Here is a 23778-nt window from a genome sequence, read left to right as displayed (position 1 = left end):
CATGGTCAGCATTGACGTCCACAACGCGTTCGTGGACTTCCCGATCTTCGACGCGAAGACGCGGTCGATGAAGAAGCGCGTGCTCGGCAAGGTCGGCGGCAAGATCGGCACCGAGCAGAAGGTGCCGATCATCGAGGCGCTGCACGACGTCACGCTCAAGCTGAACGAGGGCGACCGCGTCGGGCTGGTCGGCCACAACGGTGCCGGCAAGTCCACTTTGCTGCGCCTGCTGGCCGGCATCTACGAGCCCACCCGTGGTGCCGCGCGGATCGTCGGCAAGATCGCGCCGGTCTTCGACCTCGGCATCGGCATGGACCCGGAGATCTCCGGCGTCGAGAACATCATCATCCGCGGTCTCTTCCTCGGCATGACGGCCAAGGAGATGGAGAAGCGGGTGGACGACATCGCCGAGTTCACCGAACTCGGCGACTACCTGCAGATGCCGCTGCGGACGTACTCGACCGGTATGCGCGTGCGGCTCGCGCTGGGTGTCGTCACGTCGATCGATCCCGAGATCCTGATCCTCGACGAGGGCATCGGCGCCGTCGACGCGGCGTTCCTCAACAAGGCCCGCGATCGGCTCAAGGACCTCGTCAAGCGCTCCGGCATCCTGGTGTTCGCGAGCCACTCCGACGAGTTCCTCTTCGAGCTGTGCAACTCGGCCATCTGGATGGACGAGGGCCACCTGAAGCAGCAGGGTTCACTGCGCGATGTCCTCACGGCCTACAAGGGCCGCGACCCGTTCGAGAACATGAGCCAGGAAGGCCTCGAGCGGCTCGGCATCGAGCCCGTGACGACGAAGAACGGCGGGGAATGATGACCAGCGAGACCCGGCAGCTGCCCGAGGGCGCCGTCGTCGGCGTGGTGGTCACGCGCCACCGTCGTGAGCTGCTCGCGGACTCGCTGAAGATCATCGCCGCCCAGACGCGACCCGTCGACCACCTCGTGGTGGTGGACAACGGACCCGACCAGTCCGCGCGCGACGTCGTGGAGAGCTACCCGCTCCCGTGCACGTACCTGCCCTCGCACCGGAACCTCGGCGGTGCGGGTGGGTTCGCGCTCGGCATGCTCCACGCGCTGTCGCTCGGCGCCGACTGGGTGTGGCTCGCCGACGACGACGGCCGCCCCGCCGACGAGAACGTGCTGCAGATCCTCTTGGAGGAAGCCGAAAAGCGCGGCCTCGCGGAGATTTCGCCCGTGGTGGCGAACATCAACGCGCCGGCCAAGCTCGCGTTCCCCCTGCGGCGCGGCCTCACGTGGAAGCGTTCGTCGGCCGAGCTGGGCACGGACTTCCTGCCGGGCATCGCGTCGCTCATGAACGGCGCGCTGTTCCGCGCGTCCACTTTGGACGTCACCGGCGTGCCGGACCTGCGCCTGTTCTTCCGCGGCGACGAGGTGGAGCTGCACCGCCGGCTCGTGCGCTCGGGGCTGCCGTTCGGCACGTCCCTGCGCACGACCTACCTGCACCCCGACGGTTCGGACGAGTTCAAGCCGATGCTGGGCGGGAAGTTCCACGCGCAGGACCCCGAGAACGAGGTCAAGCGCTACTACACCTACCGCAACCGCGGGTACCTGCTGTCGCAGCCGGGCATGCGCAAGATCGGCGCGCTCGAGGTGATCCGCTTCGGCCTGTACTTCGTCGGCGTGAAGCGCGACCCGAAGGCGTTCCTGCAGTGGCTGAAGCTCGTGCGGCAGGGCCGGGCGGAGAAGTTCTACCGCTACTGACGTTTCGCAGCCGCGGAAAGGGCCCTCGAGGAACGCTTCCTCGAGGGCCCTTTCGCGTGCCTACTCGCCGATGACCGGTGGCGCGGCCCGCAGGTCGGCGCCGTACTCGGAGTCTTCGTCGACGTGGGCGAAGAAGCGGGACCCGTCGTCCTCGTCCTCTTCGTAGCGAGCGGCGCCGCCCATGCCCATGCGGGCGGGGGCGCCGGACAGGCCGCGGCCCATGCCGGTGTCGGCGGAGCCCAGCCCGGCCGAAACGCCTTCGCCCGGGCCGAAGCCGCCGCCGCGGCCGAACTTGGACTGGTGCTCCTCGTCGGCGCCGAAGCCGCCGCCCATGCCGGCGCCGCCCATCGGCATGCCGCCCATGGGCATGGCACCCCCGGCCGGCGCGTTCCCGCCGCCCGGCTGCTGCTGGGCGGCCGCCGGGGTGACGCTCGCGGACGTGGTCGCGGAGTTCGGGCCGGCCGGCAAGTGCCCGGAGCCGGTGATCTGGCTCGCGCCCGACACGTCGTGGCTCCCCGTGCTCGACCCGCCGCTCGCGCCGCCGCCGTGGTGGTCCACCGAGGCCGACGGCAAGACGGTCGAAGCCGGGCTACCCGAGGCCGAGGCGAACTTCGGCGGGTCGGCGAACGTCGGCTGCTGCGACGCCGCCGCGTGGAGCGACTGGTCGTACGTGGCCATCGTCTGCGCGGCCTGCTCGTGGGCCGCCTGGCTGTCCTGCTGCTTGCGCAGCGACTTGTCGACCGCGTCGCCGAGGTCGAACGGCCCGGCGTCGGTCCAGTGCTTGAACTCGTCGTTCCAGTCGAACGGGATCGGTTCGGTCATCGAGTTGCGGGCCGTCTGGGCGGCCGCGGACTGCTCGTCGACGCTCTGCGCGGCGGCCTTCGCGTTCTGCGCCGTGGCGTCGGCCCACTTGCCGAGCGTTTCGAAGTACGCGTGCGCGTTCGTGGCGGCGTCACCCTCCCACGCGCCCGCGGACTTGTTCACGGCCTCGGTGAGCTGCGTCGCGAACTCCTCGAAGGCCTTCTGGACGTCGCTGTACGCCGCGGCGACGTCGGCGACCTGCTTGGGGTCGAGGTTCGTGGTCACGAACTGCTGCAGCTGCTCGTGGCTGTGGCCCAGGTAGTCGGCGTCGGACGGCTCGATGGCGCGCGTCGCTTCGTGCGAGGTCGTCATGCGAGGTCTCCCGCCCGGCGCACGCTGTGCAGGTCGACGGCCGCGCTCTCGGCGCCGCGGTAGGCGCCACCGGCGTGGGCGAGCGCTTCGTCGGCCTGCGCGAGCAGGTCGCGGAACTGGCCCAGCACCGAGCGGAGGGACCCGGTCGACTCCGACGCGGCCCTGAGGTCGTGGTACGCCACGGCGTGGCCGTACGGGTGGCTGCCGAGCTGCGGCGCCTGGTCCAGCGCGGCGGTGGACCCGGTGAGCCCGTCGACGCGCGTCACCATGTCCGACAACGCCTTGCGCAGCTGCTCGAGCGCCTCACCGGAGATGCTGAAACGGCCCGATTTGGCGGCGTTCACGAGTTTCGTCGTCTCGGCCGTGGCGGCAGCGATGGCCTTCGGGTCCAGGCCGGCCACCTGTCCCGGGTCTGGCGTGGTCATGATCCGCAGTCTAGCGACGGACAGCGCCGCGGTCAGGCGTTTGCCTCGACCTGTGCGGACAGCTGCTGGGCCAGGCGGCTGTTGTCCGCCGGCGCGTAGGTGAGCCAGCGCTGCCCGTCGTCGGCGACGCGCGTGCTCAGCAGGTACCGGCCGGCTTCCGTGTCGAACCACACGAGCGGCTGCTGGCCGCCCACGGTGAACTGCCCGACGCGCAACCGCGGCTTCTCGAAGATCCGCTCGACGGCCCTGGCCTGCGGGTCCCGCGGCGCGCTGGCGCGCGCGAACGGGTCGTACGCGTCGCCGCGGCGCGGCTGCCTCGGCGGCCGCGTGATCGTGACGGACGTGCCGGGCCCGGGTGTGCCGGGCGGGAGCAGGTCGACGATCGCCGGGACCAGGCCCGTGGGCCGGACCTGCTCGAAGACGAACATGCCGTCGTCGTGCTTGGCGAGCACGGCGTGGTCGCCGGTGGAGGTCACCCGGGCGAAGAGCTGCCCGGCTTCCAGCTGGGCCGTGGACGTCACCGCCAGCCGGCCGCGGGCGAACGTCGTCAGCGCCTGTTCCAGGTCGTCGTCGAGGTACCCGCGGCGGCTCACCAGGCCGCGGCCTTCGAGGTCCCGGGTGACCGCTTCGCGGATCCGGCGGCGCTCCCCGCCCGTGATGCCGATGTGCGGCACCACGAACGGAACCGGCGGCCGGCCGAGGCCCTGCTGCTCGAGCAACAGGTCCACCGCCGCGGGTGACAGCGTGAACGAGTACGGCATCGGCCATCCCTAGGTCGGGTCTCCGCGTCGAAACGCTAGCCGACGGTGCGCGGGCCCCGCAGCCCGACCGGTGATCGGCCTCCTGCGTTGCCTGGTTTTCCGCTCTGTGTTGCCTTGGGGACGCTCCGCTGTGTCCTCTTGACGCTCCGCGGTGCCTCCTGGACGCTCCGCTGTGCGCGAACTCGCTTGCCGCCGGTGATCGGCCGCTGGTGCCATGGAGCCATGGCTGAACCGAAACCCGCACTCGTGCTCCACCTCGCCACCGGCGGCGAACCGCTGCTGTTCCCGCTCGCGCCCGAGGAAACCGCCGGCGTGCAGGAGAAGATCCCCGATCTGCTCAAGCACGGCGGTGTCCACTCTGTACAGACCCGTGACGGTTACACCCTGACGGTGAACTTCGCGCACGTCGCCGCCGCGTACGTCGACGACCTGAGCCGCAAGGGGAAGTTCGGGTTGTCGGCCTAGCGACGCGCCAGCGCCAGCAAGCCGTCGCGGATCTCGAGGCGGCTCGCGGCGACCAGCAGGAACGTGGCTTCGCGGACGAGGCGGCCGGCGGGCTCGCCCGCGAGGACCGCGCGGCTGCCCGTGGCCGCGACCAGCGCGCCGGCGCTGCGGTACGCGAGTTCGCCCGCCGCGGCGCGGGCGGCGGGCAGCGACGGCGGATCGGTGAGGCCGGCGTCGAGGCGGATGCGGATCTGGGCCTGCTCGGCGCGCAGCGAGGTGGCAGTGGCGGGTTGGCCGAGGTCGTCGAGCAGCCGCGCGCAGCGTTCCGCGAGACCGAGCGGTGCGCACCCGCTCAGCCGGATCGCGAACGTCCGGGCGGCCACGAAGTCGGCGTGCGGGACCTCGGACAGCACGCGAGCGCCGGGCACGAAGTAGTCGTCCAGACCGAGGCGGACGGTCGCCGTGCCCTGCGCGGCGATGAGGTGCAGCGGGGTGACGTCGAGGCCGTGGCCGGCGACGGGGGCCACGACGGTGCTGACCACGGTGTCGTCGGGGGTGCGGCCCGAGAGCATGAGCACGTCCGTCGACCCCCAGCCGCTCACGAAGGGCGCCTCGCCGTCGAAGCGGAAGCCGCCGGTCACCCGGCGGGCCCGGGTGCGCGGGGGCGTCGGGAGCACCCCCGCGTAGGCGACTCCCGCCCGGACCGTGCCTTTGACCAGGTCAGCCAGGTACTCGTCGCGCAGCGCCGAGTCAGCCGAGCCCACCAGCGCCACGACGAGCGCGTGGTGCTGGAGCCAGGTGAACGCCGTGCTCAGGCAGCCGCCGGCCAGTGCTTCGACGACGCCGACGAGCTGACCCAGGTCGGCGCCGGCGCCGCCGGCCTCGACGGGTGCGGCGAGGCCGTAGAACCCGGCCTCGGCCAGCGCGTCGAAGTGCGACCGCGGAACCTCACCCCGCAGGTCGACCTCCGCCGCGGCGGGGAACAGCACGTCATCGGCGAGGGCCCGCGCTCGGGCGACGAGGTTCGGCACAGAATCGAGGCTACTGAGTTCACGCGGTAGCCGGTGAACGCAGAAAGCCGCCACGGGCGTACCCGTGGCGGCCTCCTGACCGGCCGAGATCAGAGCTCGTAGAGCCGCTTCCAGTTCTCGCGCGAGGTGAGTTCCGGCATGGCGCGCTTGTACTGCTCCTGCACCTCCGTGCCCTCCTTGCGCAGGCGCTGGATCACCTTCACGCCGCGCTTGGCGAGGTCGAACATCTTCACCTTGTCGTAGGTGCGCACGCGCACCCCCTCCTGCGACGCGTCGGTGACGACCGCGGTGTCGAACAGGGCGATGTGCCACCAGTGCGCCTCGTCGGTCGGCACGGCGCCGAGGCCGAACCGGCTGCGGCCGAGCACGCGGTCGAGGATGCGCTTGATCAGCACCAGGCGCTGCATGCTGGGCCGCGGCGCGCTGTTGATGATGCCGATGTCGTTGGACGCGATGCCCGGGACGTCGGTGGCCTTGTGGCGCTTGGTCTCCGGGTACTGCTCGCGGATCCGGCGGATCTCCTTCATCGCCGCGACCCCGCCGTCGTGCAGGACCTCAGGCCCCTCGAGGAAGTCCTCGACGGCCTTGATCAGCGTGGCCGACAGGCCGTACTGCATGCCCAGCAGGTAGCGCACCAGCTGCGCCATCAGCACGCGCGAGAGCAGGTTCAGGTTGAACGGCGAGTGCAGCGCGGCCGTGATGATCGAGTTGCGCAGGTTGAAGTACCGGTGCCACTCGTCCCAGTCCTTCCAGTGGAAGTCCGCGTGCCACACGCCGGCGCCCGGCAGCGTCACGGTCGGGAAGCCGTACTCGCGGGCCCGGTAGGAGTACTCGGCGTCGTCCCACTGGAAGAAGAACGGCATCGGGTAGCCGATGGCCTTCACGACCTCGTACGGGATCAGGCACGACCACCAGCCGTTGTACCCGGCGTCGAGGCGGCGCTCCTGGCGGTTGGGCTTGAGGGTCTCCTCGTCGACGCCCAGCAGGTCGGCCGTGGACAGCGAGTGCGTGACCGGCTGGCCCGGCTCCAGCGTGTTCAGGCGCGCGTACTCGGCGCCCACGTGCAGCTGGTTCGGGTGCAGCAGGTTCAGCATCTGGCCACCGACGATGATCGGGTTGGCCGCGCGGTTGGAGAACGCCGTCATGCGCACGACGAGGTCCGGCTCGAGCAGCACGTCGTCGTCCATGAACAGCACGTTGGCGTGCTCGGTGGCGGTGTGGCCGGCCACCTCGTACAGGCCGCGGGTGAAACCGCCGGCGCCACCGAGGTTCGGCTGCTTGATGTAGTGCAGCTTCTCGCCGAGGTCCTTCGCGACCTGCTCGAAGCCGTCGCGCGATTCGACGAGGTCGGTGCCCTGGTCGGCCACGTAGATGGCGTCCAGCGTGTGCAGCGACGACACGTCGGCCGCGAGCGCCTGCAGGTTTTTCAGGCAGTCGTCGGCGCGGTTCATCGTGCAGATGGTCACGGCCGTCGGGCGGATCTTCTCCGGCGCCTCGACGCTCCAGCGGACCTGCTCCACGCGCAGCGTCTGGCCGCCCTCGGTCTCGAGGTCGAGCCACAGCGCGCCGCCGTCGTGGAACTTGTCGAGCTTCGCGGTGAGCTTGACCTTCTTCGCCTTGGCGCCGGACACGTGCTCGGCGTTGACCACGCGCGCGTCGCCCGCCAGGTCGGACGCGCCGACCGAGAGCAGGCCGTCACCGGTCACCACGGCCTCCACGGCGACCTCGGTCACCGTGGTCCAGCGCTGCCAGTAGCTCGCCGGGAACCGGCCGAAGTAGGTGTTGCTCGTGACCTTGCCCGACGGTTCGAGCGTGATGGAGTCGCGGTCGCGCACCGCGGAACCCCACTCGATCTCCGCGTAGAGGTCCTTGCTGACGATGGGGGCCGGGCCGGCGTACAGCCCTCGCTGAGCGGTGAGCCTGCCTTCGGGCACGTGCTCCGCGAACCGGGTCTCGCCTTCGGGGGCCGCCTCGGCGACCGGGGCTGCTTTACCGGGCATCGAACTCAGTTCTCCTTTACCGGCCGCTCACGAAACACGACCCACTTGAGCATGACGAAATTGATCACGGTCGCCGTCGCCTGGGACACGACCCAGCCGAGCGTGGCTTTCCACGCCGACTCCGGGAGCAGGTGGAGCATCCACTGGTTCACACCGACGGCGACGAAGAACGTCACGGCGTACAGCAGGATGAAGCTCCCGACCTGCGTGCCGCCATCGCGACGGCCGCCGGCGAAGGTGAACCGGCGGTTCAGGAAGAACGCCGTGGTCGTCCCCACGACGAAACTGATGGCCCTGGCGATGTCGACCCACGGCACGGCGTCCATCCCGAGTGCCCTGAGCAGCGAGTACGTACCCAGGTCCAGGAGCGCGCAGAAGCCACCGATCAGGACGAACCGGATGAGCTGGCCGACCAGACCGGGGCCCGCCGGTGCGGTCACCGTCGTCTCACTCTGCGGTTCTGCAGCCACCACTGGAATACCTTCTCGGCTCGATGCGTCGTCGTCTCTGGATACATGCAGACATGTCTAGTCCGTGTCGACTTTGACGCGCGGACGCTTGTGCCTTGATGCGCAAAGTGTAGAAGCGGTCACTTCAGGGCCACGTTCCGGGCGTCCTTGCGCGTGTCTACTCTGGTCGAGTGACCCATTCACCCGAGACACAGCGACGCACGCTCACCGGTTGGGGCCGCACCGCCGGGACGGTCGCCGACGTCCTGAGCACGCCCGACGTCGAAGCCATCGCCAAGGCGGTCACATCGGCCGGGCCCCGCGGGGTCATCGCTCGCGGCCTAGGCCGCTCCTACGGCGACCCGGCGCAGAACGCGGGCGGCCTCGTGGTCGACGTGACCGCGCTGGACCGCATCCACTCGATCGACCCCGACTCCGGGCTGGTCGACCTCGACGCCGGCGTGAGCCTCGACAAGCTGATGCGCGAGGCGCTGCCGCACGGGCTGTGGGTGCCGGTGCTGCCCGGCACCCGCCAGGTCACCATCGGCGGCGCGATCGCCAACGACATCCACGGCAAGAACCACCACTCGGCGGGCAGCTTCGGCAACCACGTGGTGTCGATGGACCTGCTCACGGCCGACGGCCAGGTCCGCAAGCTCACGCCGGAAGGCCCCGAGGCGGAGCTGTTCTGGGCGACGGTGGCCGGCATCGGCCTCACCGGCATCATCACGCGCGCCACGGTCCGGATGAAAAAGACGGAGTCCGCGTATTTCGCCGTGGATGCCGATCGCACGGCGAACCTCGACGAGACGCTCGCGCTGTTCACCGACGGTTCGGACCTGAACTACGACTACTCGATGTCGGTCCCGGACCTGATCTCGTCGGACGCGAAGCTGGGCCGGGCCACGTTCTCGCGCGGTTCGCTCGCCACGCTGGACCAGCTGCCGCCGAAGCTGCGCAGCGAGCCGCTGAAGTTCGACGCGCCGAAGCTCGCGACACTGCCCGACGTGTTCCCCAACGGGCTCGGCAACAAGCTCACCTTCGGGCTGATCAACGAGCTGTGGCAGAAGACCGTGCCCAAGAAGGGCGTGCGCGGCAAGATCCAGAACCTGACGCAGTTCTACCACCCGCTGGACATGCTCAGCGAGTGGAACCGCGCGTACGGGTCCAAGGGTTTCCTGCAGTACCAGTTCTCGGTGCCCTTCGGCGCGGAGGACCAGCTCAAGGCCATCTGCCGGCAGATCGCCACGTCGGGGCACTACTCGTTCCTCAACGTGTTCAAGCGCATGGGCGACGCGAACCCGGCACCCATGTCGTGGCCGTCGCCCGGCTGGATGCTGAGCGTGGACTTCCCGATCAAGCCGGGCCTGAGCCGCTTCTGCCTCGAGCTCGACGCCGCCGTGCTCGACGCGCACGGCCGCCTCTACACCGCGAAGGACTCGCGGACGACGGCGGAGACCTTCGCGAAGATGTACCCGCGGCTCGAGGAGTGGCGCAAGGTCCGCGCCGCCGTTGACCCCGAAGGCGTTTTCGCCTCTGACATGAGCCGGAGGCTCGCACTGTGATCGACGCCGTTGGCAACCCCCAGTCCCTGCTGCTGCTCGGCGGCACGTCCGACATCGCGCTGGCGATCGCCGAGAAGTACCTGGCGGAGAAGCCGCTGCGGGTGGTGCTGGCCGCTCGTCCGTCGCCGCGGCTCGACGCCGCGGCCCAGCGCCTGAAGGACCTCGGTGCCGAAGTGTCCACCGTGGACTTCGACGCGAAGGACACGGCGTCGCACCCTGCCGTGCTGGCGCGCGCGTTCACCGGCGGCGACATCGACGTGGCCGTGGTCGCGTTCGGTCTGCTCGGCGACCCGGAGGAGGTGTGGCAGGACCACGCCAAGGCCGTGGAGCTCGCCACGGTGAACTACGCGGCCGCGGTGTCGGTGGGCGTGGCGCTGTCGGAGAAGCTCAAGGTCCAGGGCCACGGCACGATCATCGCGCTGTCGTCGGTGGCCGGGGAGCGCGTGCGGCGCTCGAACTTCGTGTACGGCTCGACCAAGGCCGGGTTCGACGGCTTCTACCTGGGCCTCGGCGAGGCGCTCGCGCCGCACGGCGTCAAGGTGACCGTGGTCCGCCCTGGCCACGTGAAGACGAAGATGACGGCCGGGCTGAAGGACGCCCCGCTGGCCCAGACCGCCGAGCAGGTGGCCACGATCGCCGTCGACGCCGCCCGCACCGGCAAGGAGCTCGTCTGGGCGCCGGGCCAGTTCCGGTTCGTGATGTCGGTGCTGCGCCACGTGCCGCGCCCGATTTTCCGGAAACTCCCGATCTGAGAGGGAACGCCCGGGGAAAGACCTTCGTCGCATATGGTGGACGAAGGTCTTTCACTTTTCTGGGGGTGCCCCGATGCCGGACCCGGCAGCGCGGCTGGACGCCGTTCTCGAGCGGTTCCAGGAGCAGGCGGCTCGCGCCGCCGAGCTCAAGGAGCAGATCGCGAACCTGCGCGGGCACGCCCGCAACGCCGACGGCTCGGTGACGGTCACCGTCGCCCCGTCCGGCGCCGTGCTCGGCCTGCAGCTGAGCCCGCAGGCGATGCGGCGTTCGCACACGGCGTTGCAGCAGGAGATCCTCGGCGCCATCCGGTCGGCGACGCAGCAGGCCGCGGCGGCGCTGGACCAGACCGTGGAGCCGGTGCTGGGTGAGCGCGCCGGGCAGTTCCGCGAGGCGTTCAACGCGCACGTCGAGCCGATCGGGCCGAGCGCGCCGCCGCCGGCGAGTTCGATGCCCGCGCCCGGCCAGCCTCAGCAGCCGCCGCAAATGCCACAACCAGCGCAGAACCCGCGGAACCGGACCCGCCCGCCCGCCGTCGAAGACGACGACTTCGGGGGCCCCATTCTTCGGCGGGAGTGATCGTGACCAGCGGATTCAAGATCGAACCGGCGGCGCTCAACGCGCACGCGAACGGTTCCCGCGAGGCGGCCGGGCACTTCGGCAGTCTCTCCCAGCTGCTGGCGCAGGCGCGCGTGAGCGACGACTGCTTCGGCCCGCTGGGCGAGCTGATGGCCTACCAGTACTTCGACTCCCTGCAGGAGTGCCAGGACCTCGCCAACCAGGCGAAGTCGTTCCTGGAGCAGATCGCGGACAAGACCACGACGGCCGCGAAGGTCTACGAGGGCCAGGACACGGGCACCGCCGGCGCCGTGTCGTCGCTGGGCAAGGAGCTCTCCGACGGCGGAGGCGGCGTCGGCACGCTGTCGGACGTCAACCACGCGGGCGACGCGGGCCGCAAGAGCTACCTCGAGCAGAACGGCGGGTACGGCAGCTCGTGGCTGTCGACGTCGACCGAGGTTTCGCAGGCGAGCAGCCCGCCCGACGTCGCGATCGCGGCCGTGCACACGCGCATGGAGCAGATCCAGCTCGTCACGAGTCCCGGGCAGTCGTTGCTGGACAACGGACTCGGGTTCCTCATCGGCATCGTGATCAGCCCGCTGGTGGAGTTCGTCCTCGAGCCGGCGATCGGCGATCCGGAGCAGATGCGCAGCACCGCCCAGGGCTGGGCGCAGGTGGCGCAGTGGCTCGACGGCGTGAGCGAGCACGAGCAGAAGCGCGCGGACCTCACGAAAGAGCCCTGGGAGGGCGAGGGCGGCGACGCGTTCCGCGGGCAAATGGGCGAGTTCTCCGAAGGTGCCTCGGCGTTCGCCGACGAGGTGCGCGGGCTGCAGCAGATCCTGGAGCTGGCTGCGGACCTGTTCGACGCGTTCGTGGAGATCGTGATCGACATCCTGCAAGAGCTCGTGATGGGCTTGATCATCGAGTGGCTCGCGGCGCTGGCGGCGTCGTGGATCACGGCGGGTGCGTCCGTGGGCGCCGCGGGTGCGGCGACCACGGGTGAGGTCGCGGTGACCGGCGGACGGCTCGGGCTGAAGGTCAAGCAGCTGCTCGGCAAGCTCAAGCCGCTCATCGAGGAGCTCGAGAAGATCCTCCAGAAGCTGCGCACCGGACCGCTGAAGAAGGTCGTGGAACGCGCGGAAGGCCTGCGCAACGGCAACTTCCTGGAGAAGCGCGTGGCCGACCTGATCGACAAGAACCCGCTCGCGAAGATCCTCACGAAGGCCGACGCCGCGACGGGTGCCTCGCGTACGGGCAACCGGTTCGCGAACGCGCTGGGTGTCGGGGAGAACGGCGCGGACGCGCTCACCACGAACCTCACCGAGACGGGCCTGCGGCTCGCGGGCCTGAGCGGCACGTCGAGCGTCGGCAAGGCGGCGTGGCGCGGGAGCGCGGGCAACCTCGCCGAACAGGGCCTCGAGCAGGGCGTGAAGTACGGTTACCAGCAGTCGCAGACCGACAGCGAAGAAGAGCGCCGCGAGGCGACCGACCGAGGGTTCTCACTCGAAGGATGAATCTCGCCGATCCGCTCGGTGCGGCCACCCAGGCCCGGCCGCACCTGCGTCCTGACGAAACGGTGCTCTGGGCCGCGTACGGCAGCGTCCTCGGCTACGACGTGCGCGGGCTCGACGAGTTCGGCAACCCCGCGAAGGGCTTGCTGCGCAAGGTGGGTTCGGGGCTGGCGGACTTCGCGGGCGGGGTCGTCGACGCGGCCCTGTCCGACGAGGACAGCGGCAGCAGCGGGACGGCGCAGGGGCCGCCGGCCGTGGTCGTGTTCGGCGACCGGCCGGGACTGCTCGCCGAAAGCCTGGTGCGGGGGTCCGGGGCCTCGTTGTGGGCGCTGACGACGGCGCGGCTGGTGCTGCTGCGCGTCGTGGTGGCGCCGGAACCGGTGGAGGAACCCGAGAAGTCGTTGCTGGGCAAGGCGATCGGGTTCGGCCGCGGCGTGGCGAGGTTCGGCAAGGACGTGGCCGAGATCGTCACGGACCGGCGCAAGACCTACGGCGACAACCACGAGGGTGAACCCGTGGCGCGCAAGGACTTCGAGGTCGCAGCGGAGCTGCCGCGCGCGCGGATCACCGGGTTCGCGGTGGCGCAGCGCGACCGGAAACCGGGCCTGCGGATGTCCCTTGTGGACGGTTCGGGCTTCGACCTGCGCTTCGGCGCCGACGAGCCCGAGGCCTTCGAGTGGCTGCTCGCCCGCACGAACGGAGCCGCGTGATGCGCGCGCAGGAGCTGAAGCAAGCGGGCGAAGTCGACGCGATCATCGAGCGCGACTACGCGAAAGCGTGGCTGCGGCGCGGTGAAAAACTGCTGCTGGGCTGCCCGCCCGCGCACGGCCACGTCGTCGCGTGGATCGGCGGCGAGCTGCGGCTGCCCTACCGGCCGGAGCGTGAGCCGGTGAAGGTCACGACGGCGCCGGGCCGCTGGCCGACCCCCGCCGGCCTGCCGGACGACGACTGGACCGACGACCCGTCGCTCGCCTACCGCGTCACCGCGGCTTCGCCGGCCGACGTGGCCGCGCGGATCGCCGACCACCTGGCGTTCTCGGCCGGCGCCGCCCGGCTGACCTGGACGAACAAGCGGCTCGCCCTCCTCTACCCGACGCGGTTCGTCGCGGACGCCGCGACGAAGGACTTCTTCGTGACCGACGAACAGTTCCCGCCGGACGTCGTCGCGCGGCTCGACGTCTCGACCCCCGGCCGCAGCTTCCCACCCGAACCGGGGCTGCGCTTCACCTTCACCGACGGCTCCACGCTGACCCAGCGCGACCTGCTGGCCCCGATGAAGGTGCGAAGGGCCCTCTCGCGCCGCTGACGCCCGCATCCACCGATCGGTGGATGCCGGGTGGCCGGATCGACGATGGTTGCCGCCACGGCGCTCTTCGAGACTCGGAGCCATGGGGAAGGACTTCCGCGCTTCGGTGTTCGCGCTGCTGGTCGACGTCGGGGCGCCGGTCGGCGGCTACTACCTGCTGCGGGCGTTCGGCGTGGTGCCGGTGTGGGCGCTGCTGCTGAGCGGCCTGCCGCCCGCGCTGCGCGTGCTCTACACGGCGCTGCGGCGGCGCCGGGTCGACGGGATGGGCCTGTTCGTGCTGGCCATCGTCGCCGTGAGCGTGGTGACCACGCTGCTCACCGGCGACGCGCGGCTGCTGCTCGTGCGCAACGCGTGGTTCAGCACCCTCGCCGGCTTCTGGCTGCTGGCGAGCCTGTTCATCGCCCGGCGCCCGGTGACGTACGAAGCGGCCCGCGCGCTGCTGCCGGGCAAGGGCGCGCAGCTCGACGAGGCTTGGGAGGAACGGCCGGCGTTCCGCCGCGTGTGGCGCGTGCTGGCCGTCGTGTGGGGCGTCGGCGGGCTCGCGCACAGCGGCGTGAGCATCGGGATGGCGTACACGCTGCCGGTCGACGACGTGCCCGCGCTGGACACGGTGGTGTCGATCGGGTTCTTCGTGCTGCTGCAGGTGGTGACGCAAGTGCTGCTCGTGCGCGAGGGCACGATGGGCACGCTGTGGCGGCGTCAGCGGGCCGGCGCGAGGTAGAGGTGCTGGGTACCGGCGAGGGGCGAGTCGACGGTCCACGCGGCCAGCGCCGTCGCCGGCGGGGCTCCGCGGGTGGTGGCCAGCACGAAGTCGGGCTGCGTCGGGGTCACGGCGTGGTCGAAGTTGTGGAAGTTGGCCTCGAGCAGGGCGCGGCCGAGTTCACTGCTGCGCTCCTTCGTCTCGGTGATGGCCGGGTCGACGGCGCCGCGGTCGGAGAATTCGTCGACCACGTGGCAGGCGCACGCGTACGCCAGCGCGCCCCCGTCGGCGGGGCTTTCGACGGCGCGGCCCTTCGCGAGCTCGGCGACCTGCCGGCCGATCTCCTCGTACGCGTCCGACGCCGCGAAATTGCCCGTGACGGGGGCGAAGCGGCGCGGCAGACCGGGTTCCGCGTACACGGCGACGGCCGCCGCGAGCGCGAGGCCGGCTGCCGTCGCGGCGGCGACGCGGTGCGCGACAAGGTGTTTCGGGACAACGCACACGCACGCGGCGAGGAACACCGTGCTGCCGACGATGCCCGGCGCGTACGACCACGGGTAGGCCGTGGCACCGCTGAGCACGAAGTGCGCCAGCCCGGCGGCGGCGAGTGCCGCGAACGGCGTGAGTTTCCCCGCCACGTCCGATCCCCGGCGCAGGTGGACCGTCCACAAGAGACCGGCGACGACGGCGATCGGCAGCGCCAGCAGGGAAACGGCCGACGCGGCGGGGAAGTCGCGCCAGAGCCGCAGCGGGCTGGCGGGCCCGTCGATGACCACGGTGTCCGGGACGGCCGAGCCGAGCACCACCCAGCTGAACGCGAACCACGGCCCGGTCACCGCGAGGGCGGCGAACGCGGTGCGCCAGACGCCGGTCCAGAACTCGCGCCGCGCCGCGAACACGACGAGCGCGACCACCAGCAGGTCGACGCGCACGAGCGTGAGCGCTCCCGCGGCGAACCCGAGCACGGCCGCCGTTCGGCCGCGAACACCAGCACCCAGACGGCGATGGCCGCCCCGAGCGCGACCTCGAGGCCGACGGCCGACACCAGCAGCGGGTTGACCAGCAACGCGGCGAACGCGAGCGCCGCGAACGGCCGCGGCGCCCCGGTGCGGGCGGCCAGCCGCTTGAGCCCGAGCACCAGCGCCACTTGGCTGCCGACGTACACGACACCGGCAGCCACCACGGCGTTGCGGACGACGACCGTCACGGCCGCCAGGACGAGCACGTGCAGCGGCGAGGTGGCCGTGCTCTGCTCGACGAGGCCCCAGTGGGCGTGGAAGGCGAGGTTGCGGGCGTAGGACAGCGTGGCGTACGCGTCGTCGGTCAGGTGGGTGCTGACCAGCACGAACGCCACCGTCGAGACGGCTGCGACCCCCGCCGGCGCTCCCCACACCCGCCGCACGGCGGCGGGGAGCACGGCGAGATCGCATCGCATCACGGCCCACCGTACACAACGGCCGTGATCGTTTCGTTACCTGGTGGGTCGTGGGCCGTGGTTCAAATTCCGGAACCGGTTCCGGCTCCGGTGCCATCGCTCGTGCCGCCGGAGCCGCTCGGTCCGCCCTGGCCGAACCCGGGGCCGCCACGGAAGTCGCGGTAGCCGCCGCCCCCGCCGTCGCGGTAGTGCGAAATACCGGGCCGGCCGTCGTGGTACGTGGCGGCCATGACGCCGCCGACGATGCCCCCACCGACGAGCAGGCCGAGCACACCCACGGCGACCAGCTGCGTCACGCGGTTGCCGACGAAGCGCCGGAACCCACCGCGCTGACGTGGGGGCTGCGGCGTGCCCCACCCTCCGGGCGGCGGCTGCTGCGCGTACGGCGGCTGGGGTGGCATTCCGGGCCGCTGGTGGGGGCCGGGAGCGTGCTGGGCGCCCGCCTGCGGGGCGCTGGGCTGCTGGAACGCGGCATCCTGCGCGGGCGGCTGCGGGGTCGCCGGCTGCTCGGCACCGGCTTGCGGAACGGGCTGCTGTCCGGCCGGCTGCGCGCCCCCGGCTGGGGAAGCGGGCTGCTGGGCGCCACCGGCTGGTACCGCGGGCTGCTGGGCGGTCGGTTGCTCGGCCCCGGGCGCCGGGGCCGGCCCGCCGGCCGCACCCGGCTGCGGCGCTGGCCCGTCCTGTCCGCCCGGAGCGGGCCGCTCCGGGGTGGCACCGGGTCGTTGCTCCGGTGGGACCTGGTCACTCATGGTGTGCTCCTCAGTGCCGGGAACGGACGGCCTGCCCGCCCCCCACGTCCGAGGATGACGCCGGTTTCTGTGCGCAGCCTGATACGCAGCTGTCTAAATCCGCGCCGCGTTCACAGGTGCGGGACTCACAGGATTCACAGGTAGAACGACAGGAACAGCGTCACGACCCAGGTGAGTCCGAGGACCTGCAGCACGCGGTCGCGCAGGGCGATCTCGTCCGGAGCGCCCGCGTTGCCGCCGTCGACGTCGACGGCGTAGCGCAGCACGGCGATCACGAACGGCACCATCGAGACCACGGCCCACAGCGAATCGTGCTCGGCCTGGCGGATCTCGAACGCCCACAGGCAGTACGACATGATCAGGATCGCCGCCGACGTCGCCCACACGAAGCGCAGGTAGCTCGCCGAGTACTTCTTCAGCGACGAGCGGATCTTCGCGCCCGTGCGTTCGAACAGCATGATCTCCGCGTAGCGCTTGCCCGCCACCATGAACAGCGAGCCGAACGCCGTGACCAGCAGGAACCACTGCGACATCGCGATGCCGCCCGCGACGCCACCGGCGATCGAGCGCATCAGGAAGCCCGAGCCGACGATCGCGAGGTCCACCACCGGCTGGTGCTTCAGGCCGAAGCAGTAGCCGAGCTGCACCGCTTCGTACACGGCGAGCACCACGGCCAGGTGCCAGTTCGCCGTGAACGACACGGCGAGCCCGGCGAGGAAGAACACCACCGCGGCGCCGTAGGCGACCGGGACCGGCACGATGCCGGCCGCGATGGGCCGGTTGCGCTTGGTCGGGTGAGCCCGGTCGGCTTCGACGTCGACGGCGTCGTTGATGAGGTAGACCGACGAGGCCGTGAGCGAGAACGCCACGAACGCGATCACCGCGTCGAGGACCAGCTCCGTGCGGTTCGTCGCCTTCGAGAACGCGAAGAACGGTGCGGCGAACACCAGCACGTTCTTCACCCACTGCTTCGGGCGGGCGGTCTTGACCACGCCCAGCAGCAAGGCGACCGGGCTCGGGCCGCCGGCGGCCGGGGCGGCGGGCTCGGCCTTGTCGGCCGGCGCCTCCGCCTTCTCCGCCGGGTCGGCAGCCGTCGCCTCGGCCGAGGCCGAATCGGCCGCGGCCGATTCGGCTTTGGCTTGCGACGCTTCGTCCGCGGCTGCGGACGAAGCGTCGTCGGTCGCCTTCTCGGTGCGCTCGTCGGTCGTTTCGCTCATCGCCTCTTCAGCTTCCGTCGGATCAGACCACCGACGAGGCCTCCCAGGGCCGCACCGGCCAGTACGTCGGTCGGATAGTGGACGCCGAGCAGCAGCCGCGAGGCCAGCATCGGCGGTACGAGGGCGGGAACCAGGTTACGCCCGGTCAATCCGGAGTAGAGCACCGCCGCCGCCGTCGTGGACGTCGCGTGCGAAGACGGGAAGCTCAGCTTGCTCGGGGTGCCCACCAGGACCTCGACGCTCGGGTGGTCCGGACGACGCCGCCTGACCACGCGTTTCACCGCGATCGAGGCGGCGTGCGCGCCGACCACGCCGGCCGACGCGACGAGCCAGTCCTTGCGCCGCGGCTTGTCCACCGCGGCACCGAGCAGGCCCAGCGCGAACCAGCCCGCGCTGTGCTCGCCGAACAGCGACATCCCGCGAGCCACCTGCACCGCGCCCGGCTTCTTCAGGAAGCCCTGGGCCTTCGACAGGACCGCGACCTCACCACTCGGGTCGGTCGCGGGCGGCACCACGGGAGTTTCACCCTCGGCCGCGACCGCGCGCTGCTCAAGCATCGATCGACCCGTCGAGGGGCTTGCCCTCGGTGAAGTGCGGCGCGATCTTGTTGTCGAACACCGACAGCGCCGACCCGATCGCCATGTGCATGTCGAGGTACTTGTACGTGCCGAGGCGGCCGCCGAACAGCACGTTCTTGTCGCGCGCCTCGGCCTTGGCCAGCTCGCGGTAGGCCTCGAGCTTCTCGCGGTTCTCCGGCGTGTTGATCGGGTAGTACGGCTCGTCGTTCTCCTTGGCGAAGCGGGAGAACTCGCGGAAGATGACCGTCTTGTCCTTCGGGTAGTCCCGCTCCGGGTGGAAGTGGCGGAACTCGATGATGCGGGTGTAGGGCACTTCCTGGTCGTTGTAGTTGACGACCGAGGTGCCCTGGAAGTCACCGGTCGGGGCGACTTCGGACTCGAAGTCGACGGTGCGCCAGGTGAACTTGCCCGCCGAGTAGTCGAAGTAGCGGTCGAGCGGACCGGTGTAGACGGTCGGGGTGCCCGCGGGGATGTGCTCGCGCACGTCGAAGTAGTCGACGTTCAGCCGGATCTCGATGTTCTCGTGCTCGGCCATCTTTTCGAGCCACGCGGTGTACCCGTTGACGGGCAGGCCCTCGTAGGTGTCGTTGAAATACCGGTTGTCGAACGTGTAGCGGACCGGCAGGCGCGTGATGATGTTGGCGCCGAGGTTCTTGGGGTCGTTCTCCCACTGCTTCGCGGTGTACCCGCGGATGAACGCCTCGTACAGGGGACGGCCGATCAGCGAGATCGCCTTCTCCTCGAGGTTCTGCGCGGCGTCGGTCTCGAACTCCGACGCCTGCTTGGCGATGAGCTCGCGAGCCTCGTCCGGGGTGTGCGACTTGCCGAAGAACTGGTTGATCAGGCCCAGGTTCATCGGGAACGAGTAGACCTGGTCCTTCACCTTCGCGAACACCCGGTGCTGGTAGCCGGTGAACTCGGTGAAGCGGTTGACGTACTCCCACACGCGCTTGTTCGAGGTGTGGAACAGGTGCGCGCCGTACTTGTGCACCTCGATGCCGGTCTCGGGTTCGGGCTCGGAGTAGGCGTTGCCACCGATGTGGCTCCGGCGCTCGAGCACCAGAACCTTCTTGCCGAGCTCGGCCGCGGCCCGCTCGGCGACGGTCAGCCCGAAGAAACCGGACCCGACGATGACGAGGTCGTAACCGGCGAACTCGTGTTCAGTAATCTTGGCGGGGTTCGTGTGCTCGCTCACGGGCGCCCAGGGTACGCAGTCTCACGGCCGCTGCCCGAACCGACCTCGGCAACCGCCGGACGTACCGCCTCCGACCTACGTGAGAAGCATGCCTGCACCGGAAGACTTTGGGAGCTACTTGGGCGCGGTCGTCACCTACCTGGCCGTGCTGGCGGTACCGGGCGGCCTCGTGGGCCTGGCCGCGGGCGTGCGCGGCTGGGCGCTGGCGGGTCTCGCGCCCCTGCTCAGCTACGCCGTGGCGGGGCTCGCCGGGCCGTGGCTGGGGGACGCCGGGCTCCCGTACAACGTTTTTTCAACGGCCGTGTGCACGGTCGTGTTCGCCGCCGTCGTGGCCGGCGTCCGGCGGCTGCTGGTGGCCCGCGGGTGGCTCACGCCGGGCGCGGAGGAGCCCCCGGTCGAGTGGAGCGAGCGGGCGCACTGGGCCGTCGCCGGGTGCGTGGTGGTGGCCGTCGGGCTGTCGATCGCGGTGGTCCTGTCCGCGCGCGGCGGCACGACAGCCGTGTTCCAGCGCTGGGACACGGTGTTCCACGCGAACGGCATCCGCTACATCGCCGACACGGGCGACGGGTCCCTCACGGGCATGGGCACCATCAACTGGTACCCGGACGGCTCCTTCTACCCCAACGCGTACCACCTGGTCGGCGCGCTCGTGTACGAGATCTCCGGCACGAGCGTCCCGGTCACGCTCAACGCCATCACGATGCCGGTCGCGGGCATCTTCGCGCTGTCGATGGTGGCGCTGATCCGCCAGCTCGGCGGGCGCTCCGTGTACGCGGGCTGCACGGCGCTGGTCGCGGCAGCCGCCACGACGGGCGCGTACGAATCGGTGTCGAGCGGCCTGCTCCCGTACGCGCTGGGCATCGTCCTGACGCCGCTGGCCGCGGTGGCGCTGCAGCGCTTCCTCGTCCGGCCCGGGTTCGACACCGGTCTGGTCCTGGCGCTGACGGCCGACGGGCTGCTGGCGGCGCACTCGAGCGCGCTGTTCGGGGCGGTGCTGTTCGCGCTGCCACTGGTGGTGCAGCGCTGGTACCGGTCGCTGCGGCGCAAGCGGGTCGACGGCGTCGCCGACGGCACGCCCGCGTGGCGCGTGCTCGTGGGCGACGTGCTGCGGATGCTGCCGGTGGTCGTGGTCAGCGGGGTGCTGGCCGCGCCGCAGATCCTCGGCGCGATCGGGTTCACGTCGGGGTCCTACCCGTACTACTCGTGGAACTCGAACCTGCCGATCACGCTGGCGGTGAAGCTGCTCGTGACGTTCCAGCAGGTGCTGAGCCGGCCACAGCTCTGGCTGACGGTGCTGCTCGCGCTGGGCACGCTGATGTTCTTCAGCCTCAAGCGGATGCGCTGGGTGCTGCTGTCGGCGATCGGGCTGTCGGGGTTCTTCGTGCTGGTGACCTGCTACGGCTACCTGCCGTGGGTGGTGTCGCTGTCGCGGCCGTGGTGGAACGACCGCTACCGGCTGATGGCGCTGGCCGCGATCCCGCTGTGCCTGCTCGCGGGCCACGGCATGGCGGAGCTGCAGCGCTGGATCGCGCGGCTCGCGCAGAACGGCTCGTGGGTCCGTTCCCGCCCGGGCGTGCTGGCGCGGCTGGGGGTCGTGACGGCCGTGGTCGTGGTCGCCGCGATGGCCGTGCTGACGGGCGGCTTCTACCGCAACGCGAACGCGACGGCGGTGTCGTACCTGTACTACAACGGCCCCGAGGGCGAGGTGACGCCGCCGGTGAGCGCCGACGAGATCACCGCGATGGAGCGCCTCGGGACGATGGGGATCCCGGCTCAGGAGAAGGTGCTGAACGACCGGATGGACGGCACCGCGTGGATGTACGCCATCGCCGGCGTGCACCCGGTCGCCGGCCACTACGACGGCGGTGGCCGCGTCGACCCGGACGCGGTGTACCTCGCGCTGCACTTCCGGGACTACGACACGGATCCCGAGGTCCGCGCCGCCGTGCGCCGGCTGGACGTGCACCACGTGCTGATCGGCAGCGGGACCATCCGCAAGGACACGCCCATCGCCCCAGGCCTGCAGCGGCTCGACGGCCTGGACTTCCTGCGCCTCGACTACCGCAACCCCGGCGCGGCGATCTACACGATCGTGAAGTGACGTTCGGTGAAGTGACGCAGCCGGAACCTCGTGGCCGCGACTGCCCCTGCCGCGGCCACGAGGACCTCCCGTCCCCCAGCACCCCCGGGGTGCTTCACTCCGGCTGAGAAGAGCGGCCAGCTTCCGCGGGCCGTCTCCCCCTCTTCTCACCTGGCTTGACGCCCGGATCGGGAAAACGGTTTCCCCACGGGGGTGATGTCACCTGATCGGCCTAAGCGCTAGTCGTCCTTCAAGGTCGGCAGCACCTGCTCCACGACCTGTTCCAGCACGGATTCGTGGCCCTCGTACGGGCCGCTGGAGCGGGGCCAGTGCGCGACGACGTCGGTGAACCCGAGCTCGCGCGAGCGGTCCACGGCCTCGCGGAAGGCGTCGACGCTGCTGAGGGAGAAGACCGGCGCCGCGTCGAGGCTGAGGTAGCGGTGGACGGTGGCGGGGTCGCGGCCGGCGTCGGCGAGGCGTTCGTCGAAGGTGCGAGCCAGTGCGGCGACGCCGGACCACCACTCGTCCTTCGTGGCGCCGCCCCGGCCGGTGGTGGCCCAGCCGGCGCCGAAGCGGGCGGCCAGCGTCATGGTGCGCGGGCCGTTGGCGGCGACGACGAACGGCAGGCGCGGCCGCTGGACGGTGCCAGGCAGGTTGCGGGCGCCGTGGGCCTGGTAGTGCTCGCCGGCGAAGTCGAAGCGGTCGGTCATCAGCAGGCCGTCGAGGGCCTCGACGAACTCGGCGAAACGGTCGGCGCGCTGCCGGGGCGTGAGGTCGGCGGCGCCGAGGACCTGGACGTCGTAGTTCTTCGCGTCGACGCCCGCGCCGACGCCGAGGACGAAGCGGCCGTCGGACACGTCGTCGAGGGTGATCAGCTCACGCGCGAACGGCACGGGGTGGCGCGCCACCGGCGAGGCGACGAACGTGCCCAGCCGGATTCTCGACGTGACCATCGCCGCCGCCGTGAGGGTGGGCACGGCGGAGAACCACGGGCCGTCGACCAGGGACTTCCAGCCCAGGTGGTCGTAGGTCCACGCGTGGTCGAACCCGTACTCCTCGGCGGCCCGCCACTTGGGTTCGGCCGCCCACCAACGATCTTCCGGAAGGATCACGATGCCTGCTCGCACGAAGGTGGACGCTATCGCCAACCACGGACATTCGCTCGAACGGGCGGTGCCCGTGCCCCCTTCGGGGACAATGGCGACGTGGAAAAACCCCGCTTGATCGCCTCGGACGTCGACGGCACCCTGCTCGGCCCCTCCGAGATCCCCTCCGAACGCACGATCGAAGTCGTGCGCCGGGTGCGCGCCGCCGGCGTCCCGTTCGTCCTGTGCACCGGCCGGCCGCCGCGCTGGATCCCGCCGATCGCCCGGCCACTGGGCCTGAGCGGCTACGCGGTCTGCGCGAACGGCGCCGTGCTGCTCGACGTCGCGTCCGAAGAAGTGGTGGCCGTGCACGGGTCGCTTTCGCCCGAACTGCTGCACGACCTGGTGGGGGCGCTCGACAAGGCGCTGCCGGGCTGCCGGGTGGCCGCCGAGCGCATCACCGCGGACGTCCGCGCGTTCGTCATCGAACCGGACTACCGCAACCCCTGGGGCGACGGCGAAGGCCGCACCGTTTCGCGCGCCGAGGTGCTCGGCCACTCCGCGATCAAGCTGCTGATCAGCCACCGCGGCATGAACTCGGAGGAGATGGCGCAGGCCGCGCGCGCCGTACTGGACGGCGCGGTGGACATCACCTACTCGTCCTCCGGCGGGCTGATCGAGCTGTCCGCGCACGGCATCACGAAAGCGACGGGCCTCGCCGACGTCGCCGCGCGCTTCACCGTGCCCGCCGACCGCGTCATCGCCTTCGGCGACATGCCGAACGACGTGGAGATGCTCCAGTGGGCCGGCCACGGCGTCGCGATGGCGAACGGCCACAAGGCCGTGCTGGCGATCGCGGACGAAGTGGCCGGACCGGCGGCGGAGGACGGGGTGGCGCAGGTTCTGGAGCGCTGGTTCTAGGCGCGCGAGCATCCACGCCGTCTCGCCCTCGGAACGGGTTCTAGTCGTTGGGTGGCGCTTGCCAGCGACCGTGGCGACTTGCCGTTGCGGGCGGAGGTGAAGCCGGCCGGAAGACGCGCG

At 70.9% G+C, this 23778-nt stretch carries 25 protein-coding genes; 12 read left to right on the top strand and 13 right to left on the bottom strand.

Translation table 11 applies throughout. The annotated features are described in order from the left end of the window. Position 1 precedes the first annotated feature (1 nt). Positions 2–817 carry an ABC transporter ATP-binding protein gene (locus tag ACIA77_RS35235; protein ID WP_395890385.1) on the top strand — a complete coding sequence of 272 codons (816 nt, stop codon included), beginning with the start codon at positions 2–4 and terminating at the stop codon, positions 815–817. Continuing rightward, positions 817–1725, top strand: coding sequence for a glycosyltransferase (locus tag ACIA77_RS35230; protein ID WP_204092139.1), 909 nt, complete (start codon positions 817–819; stop codon positions 1723–1725). Before ACIA77_RS35235 ends, ACIA77_RS35230 begins: the two co-directional genes overlap by 1 nt. A gap of 60 nt (positions 1726–1785) precedes the next feature. On the opposite strand, the gene ACIA77_RS35225 is transcribed toward ACIA77_RS35230, so the two are convergent. From ACIA77_RS35225 to ACIA77_RS35215, 3 genes are read right to left on the bottom strand one after another with little or no spacing between them, the layout of a single operon-like run. After that, on the bottom strand, positions 1786–2898 hold the full coding sequence (locus tag ACIA77_RS35225) for a hypothetical protein (RefSeq protein WP_395890384.1): 1113 nt from the start codon (positions 2896–2898) through the stop codon (positions 1786–1788). After that, positions 2895–3323 carry a hypothetical protein gene (locus ACIA77_RS35220; RefSeq protein WP_395890383.1) on the bottom strand — a complete coding sequence of 143 codons (429 nt, stop codon included), beginning with the start codon at positions 3321–3323 and terminating at the stop codon, positions 2895–2897. Before ACIA77_RS35220 ends, ACIA77_RS35225 begins: the two co-directional genes overlap by 4 nt. A gap of 32 nt (positions 3324–3355) precedes the next feature. After that, the gene (locus ACIA77_RS35215) at positions 3356–4084 is read right to left on the bottom strand and encodes an ESX secretion-associated protein EspG (protein ID WP_395890382.1); all 729 of its coding nucleotides are present in this window, start codon (positions 4082–4084) and stop codon (positions 3356–3358) included. A 222-nt stretch (positions 4085–4306) separates the two neighbouring features. Here ACIA77_RS35215 and ACIA77_RS35210 point away from each other — a divergent pair, with 222 nt between their 5' ends. Further along, on the top strand, positions 4307–4549 hold the full coding sequence (locus ACIA77_RS35210; RefSeq protein ID WP_395890381.1) for a hypothetical protein: 243 nt from the start codon (positions 4307–4309) through the stop codon (positions 4547–4549). Here the strand turns inward: ACIA77_RS35210 and ACIA77_RS35205 are convergent. From ACIA77_RS35205 to ACIA77_RS35195, 3 genes are all read right to left on the bottom strand, one after another. Then, the gene (locus ACIA77_RS35205) at positions 4546–5559 is read right to left on the bottom strand and encodes an acyl-CoA dehydrogenase family protein (RefSeq protein WP_395890380.1); all 1014 of its coding nucleotides are present in this window, start codon (positions 5557–5559) and stop codon (positions 4546–4548) included. The genes ACIA77_RS35210 and ACIA77_RS35205 overlap by 4 nt on opposite strands. Positions 5560–5648: 89 nt before the next feature. Next, positions 5649–7559 (bottom strand): glycosyltransferase, encoded by a 1911-nt coding sequence (locus ACIA77_RS35200; protein ID WP_395890379.1) that lies wholly within the window; start codon positions 7557–7559, stop codon positions 5649–5651. 5 nt (positions 7560–7564) lie between these two features. Beyond that, positions 7565–8032, bottom strand: a complete 468-nt coding sequence (locus tag ACIA77_RS35195; protein ID WP_204092145.1) for a GtrA family protein — start codon at positions 8030–8032, stop codon at positions 7565–7567. A gap of 167 nt (positions 8033–8199) precedes the next feature. Here ACIA77_RS35195 and ACIA77_RS35190 point away from each other — a divergent pair, with 167 nt between their 5' ends. From ACIA77_RS35190 to ACIA77_RS35160, 7 genes are all read left to right on the top strand, one after another. Beyond that, positions 8200–9573 (top strand): FAD-binding protein, encoded by a 1374-nt coding sequence (locus ACIA77_RS35190; protein WP_395890378.1) that lies wholly within the window; start codon positions 8200–8202, stop codon positions 9571–9573. Further along, positions 9570–10325 carry a decaprenylphospho-beta-D-erythro-pentofuranosid-2-ulose 2-reductase gene (locus ACIA77_RS35185; protein ID WP_395890377.1) on the top strand — a complete coding sequence of 252 codons (756 nt, stop codon included), beginning with the start codon at positions 9570–9572 and terminating at the stop codon, positions 10323–10325. Before ACIA77_RS35190 ends, ACIA77_RS35185 begins: the two co-directional genes overlap by 4 nt. A 73-nt stretch (positions 10326–10398) precedes the next feature. After that, on the top strand, positions 10399–10902 hold the full coding sequence (locus ACIA77_RS35180) for a YbaB/EbfC family nucleoid-associated protein (protein ID WP_395890376.1): 504 nt from the start codon (positions 10399–10401) through the stop codon (positions 10900–10902). 2 nt (positions 10903–10904) lie between these two features. Next, positions 10905–12395 (top strand): WXG100 family type VII secretion target, encoded by a 1491-nt coding sequence (locus ACIA77_RS35175; protein WP_395890375.1) that lies wholly within the window; start codon positions 10905–10907, stop codon positions 12393–12395. After that, positions 12392–13102 carry a hypothetical protein gene (locus ACIA77_RS35170; protein ID WP_395890374.1) on the top strand — a complete coding sequence of 237 codons (711 nt, stop codon included), beginning with the start codon at positions 12392–12394 and terminating at the stop codon, positions 13100–13102. The genes ACIA77_RS35175 and ACIA77_RS35170 overlap by 4 nt, the downstream gene beginning before the upstream one ends. Further along, positions 13102–13698, top strand: a complete 597-nt coding sequence (locus ACIA77_RS35165) for a hypothetical protein (protein WP_395890373.1) — start codon at positions 13102–13104, stop codon at positions 13696–13698. Before ACIA77_RS35170 ends, ACIA77_RS35165 begins: the two co-directional genes overlap by 1 nt. Before the next feature lie 82 nt (positions 13699–13780). Continuing rightward, positions 13781–14419, top strand: coding sequence for a VC0807 family protein (locus ACIA77_RS35160; RefSeq protein WP_395890372.1), 639 nt, complete (start codon positions 13781–13783; stop codon positions 14417–14419). On the opposite strand, the gene ACIA77_RS35155 is transcribed toward ACIA77_RS35160, so the two are convergent. The 6 genes from ACIA77_RS35155 to glf all read right to left on the bottom strand — a co-directional run bounded on the left by ACIA77_RS35155 (position 14398) and on the right by glf (position 19572). Then, positions 14398–15330, bottom strand: a complete 933-nt coding sequence (locus ACIA77_RS35155; RefSeq protein ID WP_395890371.1) for a hypothetical protein — start codon at positions 15328–15330, stop codon at positions 14398–14400. The two genes, ACIA77_RS35160 and ACIA77_RS35155, sit on opposite strands and share 22 nt — an antisense overlap. After that, entirely contained in the window at positions 15231–15833 is a 603-nt protein-coding gene (locus tag ACIA77_RS35150) for a hypothetical protein (RefSeq protein WP_395890370.1), read from the bottom strand. The genes ACIA77_RS35155 and ACIA77_RS35150 overlap by 100 nt, the downstream gene beginning before the upstream one ends. 62 nt (positions 15834–15895) lie before the next feature. Further along, a complete protein-coding gene (locus ACIA77_RS35145) occupies positions 15896–16582 on the bottom strand; it encodes a hypothetical protein (RefSeq protein WP_395890369.1) in 687 nt (228 codons plus the stop codon). Between the two features lie 134 nt (positions 16583–16716). Continuing rightward, positions 16717–17799 carry a decaprenyl-phosphate phosphoribosyltransferase gene (locus ACIA77_RS35140; protein ID WP_395890368.1) on the bottom strand — a complete coding sequence of 361 codons (1083 nt, stop codon included), beginning with the start codon at positions 17797–17799 and terminating at the stop codon, positions 16717–16719. Beyond that, on the bottom strand, positions 17796–18356 hold the full coding sequence (locus ACIA77_RS35135) for a phosphatase PAP2 family protein (RefSeq protein WP_395890367.1): 561 nt from the start codon (positions 18354–18356) through the stop codon (positions 17796–17798). Before ACIA77_RS35135 ends, ACIA77_RS35140 begins: the two co-directional genes overlap by 4 nt. Beyond that, a complete protein-coding gene (gene glf / locus ACIA77_RS35130; RefSeq protein WP_395890366.1) occupies positions 18349–19572 on the bottom strand; it encodes a UDP-galactopyranose mutase in 1224 nt (407 codons plus the stop codon). The genes ACIA77_RS35135 and glf overlap by 8 nt, the downstream gene beginning before the upstream one ends. An 88-nt stretch (positions 19573–19660) precedes the next feature. Here glf and ACIA77_RS35125 point away from each other — a divergent pair, with 88 nt between their 5' ends. Continuing rightward, positions 19661–21673 (top strand): DUF6541 family protein, encoded by a 2013-nt coding sequence (locus ACIA77_RS35125; protein WP_395890365.1) that lies wholly within the window; start codon positions 19661–19663, stop codon positions 21671–21673. A gap of 218 nt (positions 21674–21891) precedes the next feature. Here ACIA77_RS35125 and ACIA77_RS35120 read toward each other — a convergent pair whose 3' ends face one another. Beyond that, on the bottom strand, positions 21892–22779 hold the full coding sequence (locus ACIA77_RS35120; protein ID WP_395890364.1) for an LLM class flavin-dependent oxidoreductase: 888 nt from the start codon (positions 22777–22779) through the stop codon (positions 21892–21894). Positions 22780–22857: 78 nt separating this feature from the next. On the opposite strand from ACIA77_RS35120, the gene ACIA77_RS35115 reads away from it, so the two are divergent. After that, positions 22858–23658: an HAD family hydrolase gene (locus ACIA77_RS35115; protein WP_395890363.1), complete on the top strand. Its 801-nt coding sequence runs from the start codon at positions 22858–22860 to the stop codon at positions 23656–23658. Positions 23659–23778: the final 120 nt, after the last annotated feature.

The organism is Amycolatopsis sp. NPDC051903 (assembly GCF_044452505.1).
Lineage (GTDB): Bacteria > Actinomycetota > Actinomycetes > Mycobacteriales > Pseudonocardiaceae > Amycolatopsis.
This window is presented reverse-complemented; position numbering and strand designations above follow the sequence as displayed.

Excerpts from the sequence above, each read along its gene's own strand:
- ACIA77_RS35235 (WP_395890385.1), top strand. The coding sequence starts at position 2 with ATGGTCAGCATTGACGTCCACAACGCGTTCGTGGACTTCCCGATCTTC.
- ACIA77_RS35230 (WP_204092139.1), top strand. The coding sequence starts at position 817 with ATGACCAGCGAGACCCGGCAGCTGCCCGAGGGCGCCGTCGTCGGCGTG.
- ACIA77_RS35225 (WP_395890384.1), bottom strand. The coding sequence starts at position 2,898 with ATGACGACCTCGCACGAAGCGACGCGCGCCATCGAGCCGTCCGACGCC.
- ACIA77_RS35220 (WP_395890383.1), bottom strand. The coding sequence starts at position 3,323 with ATGACCACGCCAGACCCGGGACAGGTGGCCGGCCTGGACCCGAAGGCC.
- ACIA77_RS35215 (WP_395890382.1), bottom strand. The coding sequence starts at position 4,084 with ATGCCGTACTCGTTCACGCTGTCACCCGCGGCGGTGGACCTGTTGCTC.
- ACIA77_RS35210 (WP_395890381.1), top strand. The coding sequence starts at position 4,307 with ATGGCTGAACCGAAACCCGCACTCGTGCTCCACCTCGCCACCGGCGGC.
- ACIA77_RS35200 (WP_395890379.1), bottom strand. The coding sequence starts at position 7,559 with ATGCCCGGTAAAGCAGCCCCGGTCGCCGAGGCGGCCCCCGAAGGCGAG.
- ACIA77_RS35180 (WP_395890376.1), top strand. The coding sequence starts at position 10,399 with ATGCCGGACCCGGCAGCGCGGCTGGACGCCGTTCTCGAGCGGTTCCAG.
- ACIA77_RS35170 (WP_395890374.1), top strand. The coding sequence starts at position 12,392 with ATGAATCTCGCCGATCCGCTCGGTGCGGCCACCCAGGCCCGGCCGCAC.
- ACIA77_RS35165 (WP_395890373.1), top strand. The coding sequence starts at position 13,102 with ATGCGCGCGCAGGAGCTGAAGCAAGCGGGCGAAGTCGACGCGATCATC.
- ACIA77_RS35160 (WP_395890372.1), top strand. The coding sequence starts at position 13,781 with ATGGGGAAGGACTTCCGCGCTTCGGTGTTCGCGCTGCTGGTCGACGTC.
- ACIA77_RS35150 (WP_395890370.1), bottom strand. The coding sequence starts at position 15,833 with ATGCGATGCGATCTCGCCGTGCTCCCCGCCGCCGTGCGGCGGGTGTGG.
- ACIA77_RS35145 (WP_395890369.1), bottom strand. The coding sequence starts at position 16,582 with ATGAGTGACCAGGTCCCACCGGAGCAACGACCCGGTGCCACCCCGGAG.
- ACIA77_RS35140 (WP_395890368.1), bottom strand. The coding sequence starts at position 17,799 with ATGAGCGAAACGACCGACGAGCGCACCGAGAAGGCGACCGACGACGCT.
- ACIA77_RS35135 (WP_395890367.1), bottom strand. The coding sequence starts at position 18,356 with ATGCTTGAGCAGCGCGCGGTCGCGGCCGAGGGTGAAACTCCCGTGGTG.
- ACIA77_RS35125 (WP_395890365.1), top strand. The coding sequence starts at position 19,661 with ATGCCTGCACCGGAAGACTTTGGGAGCTACTTGGGCGCGGTCGTCACC.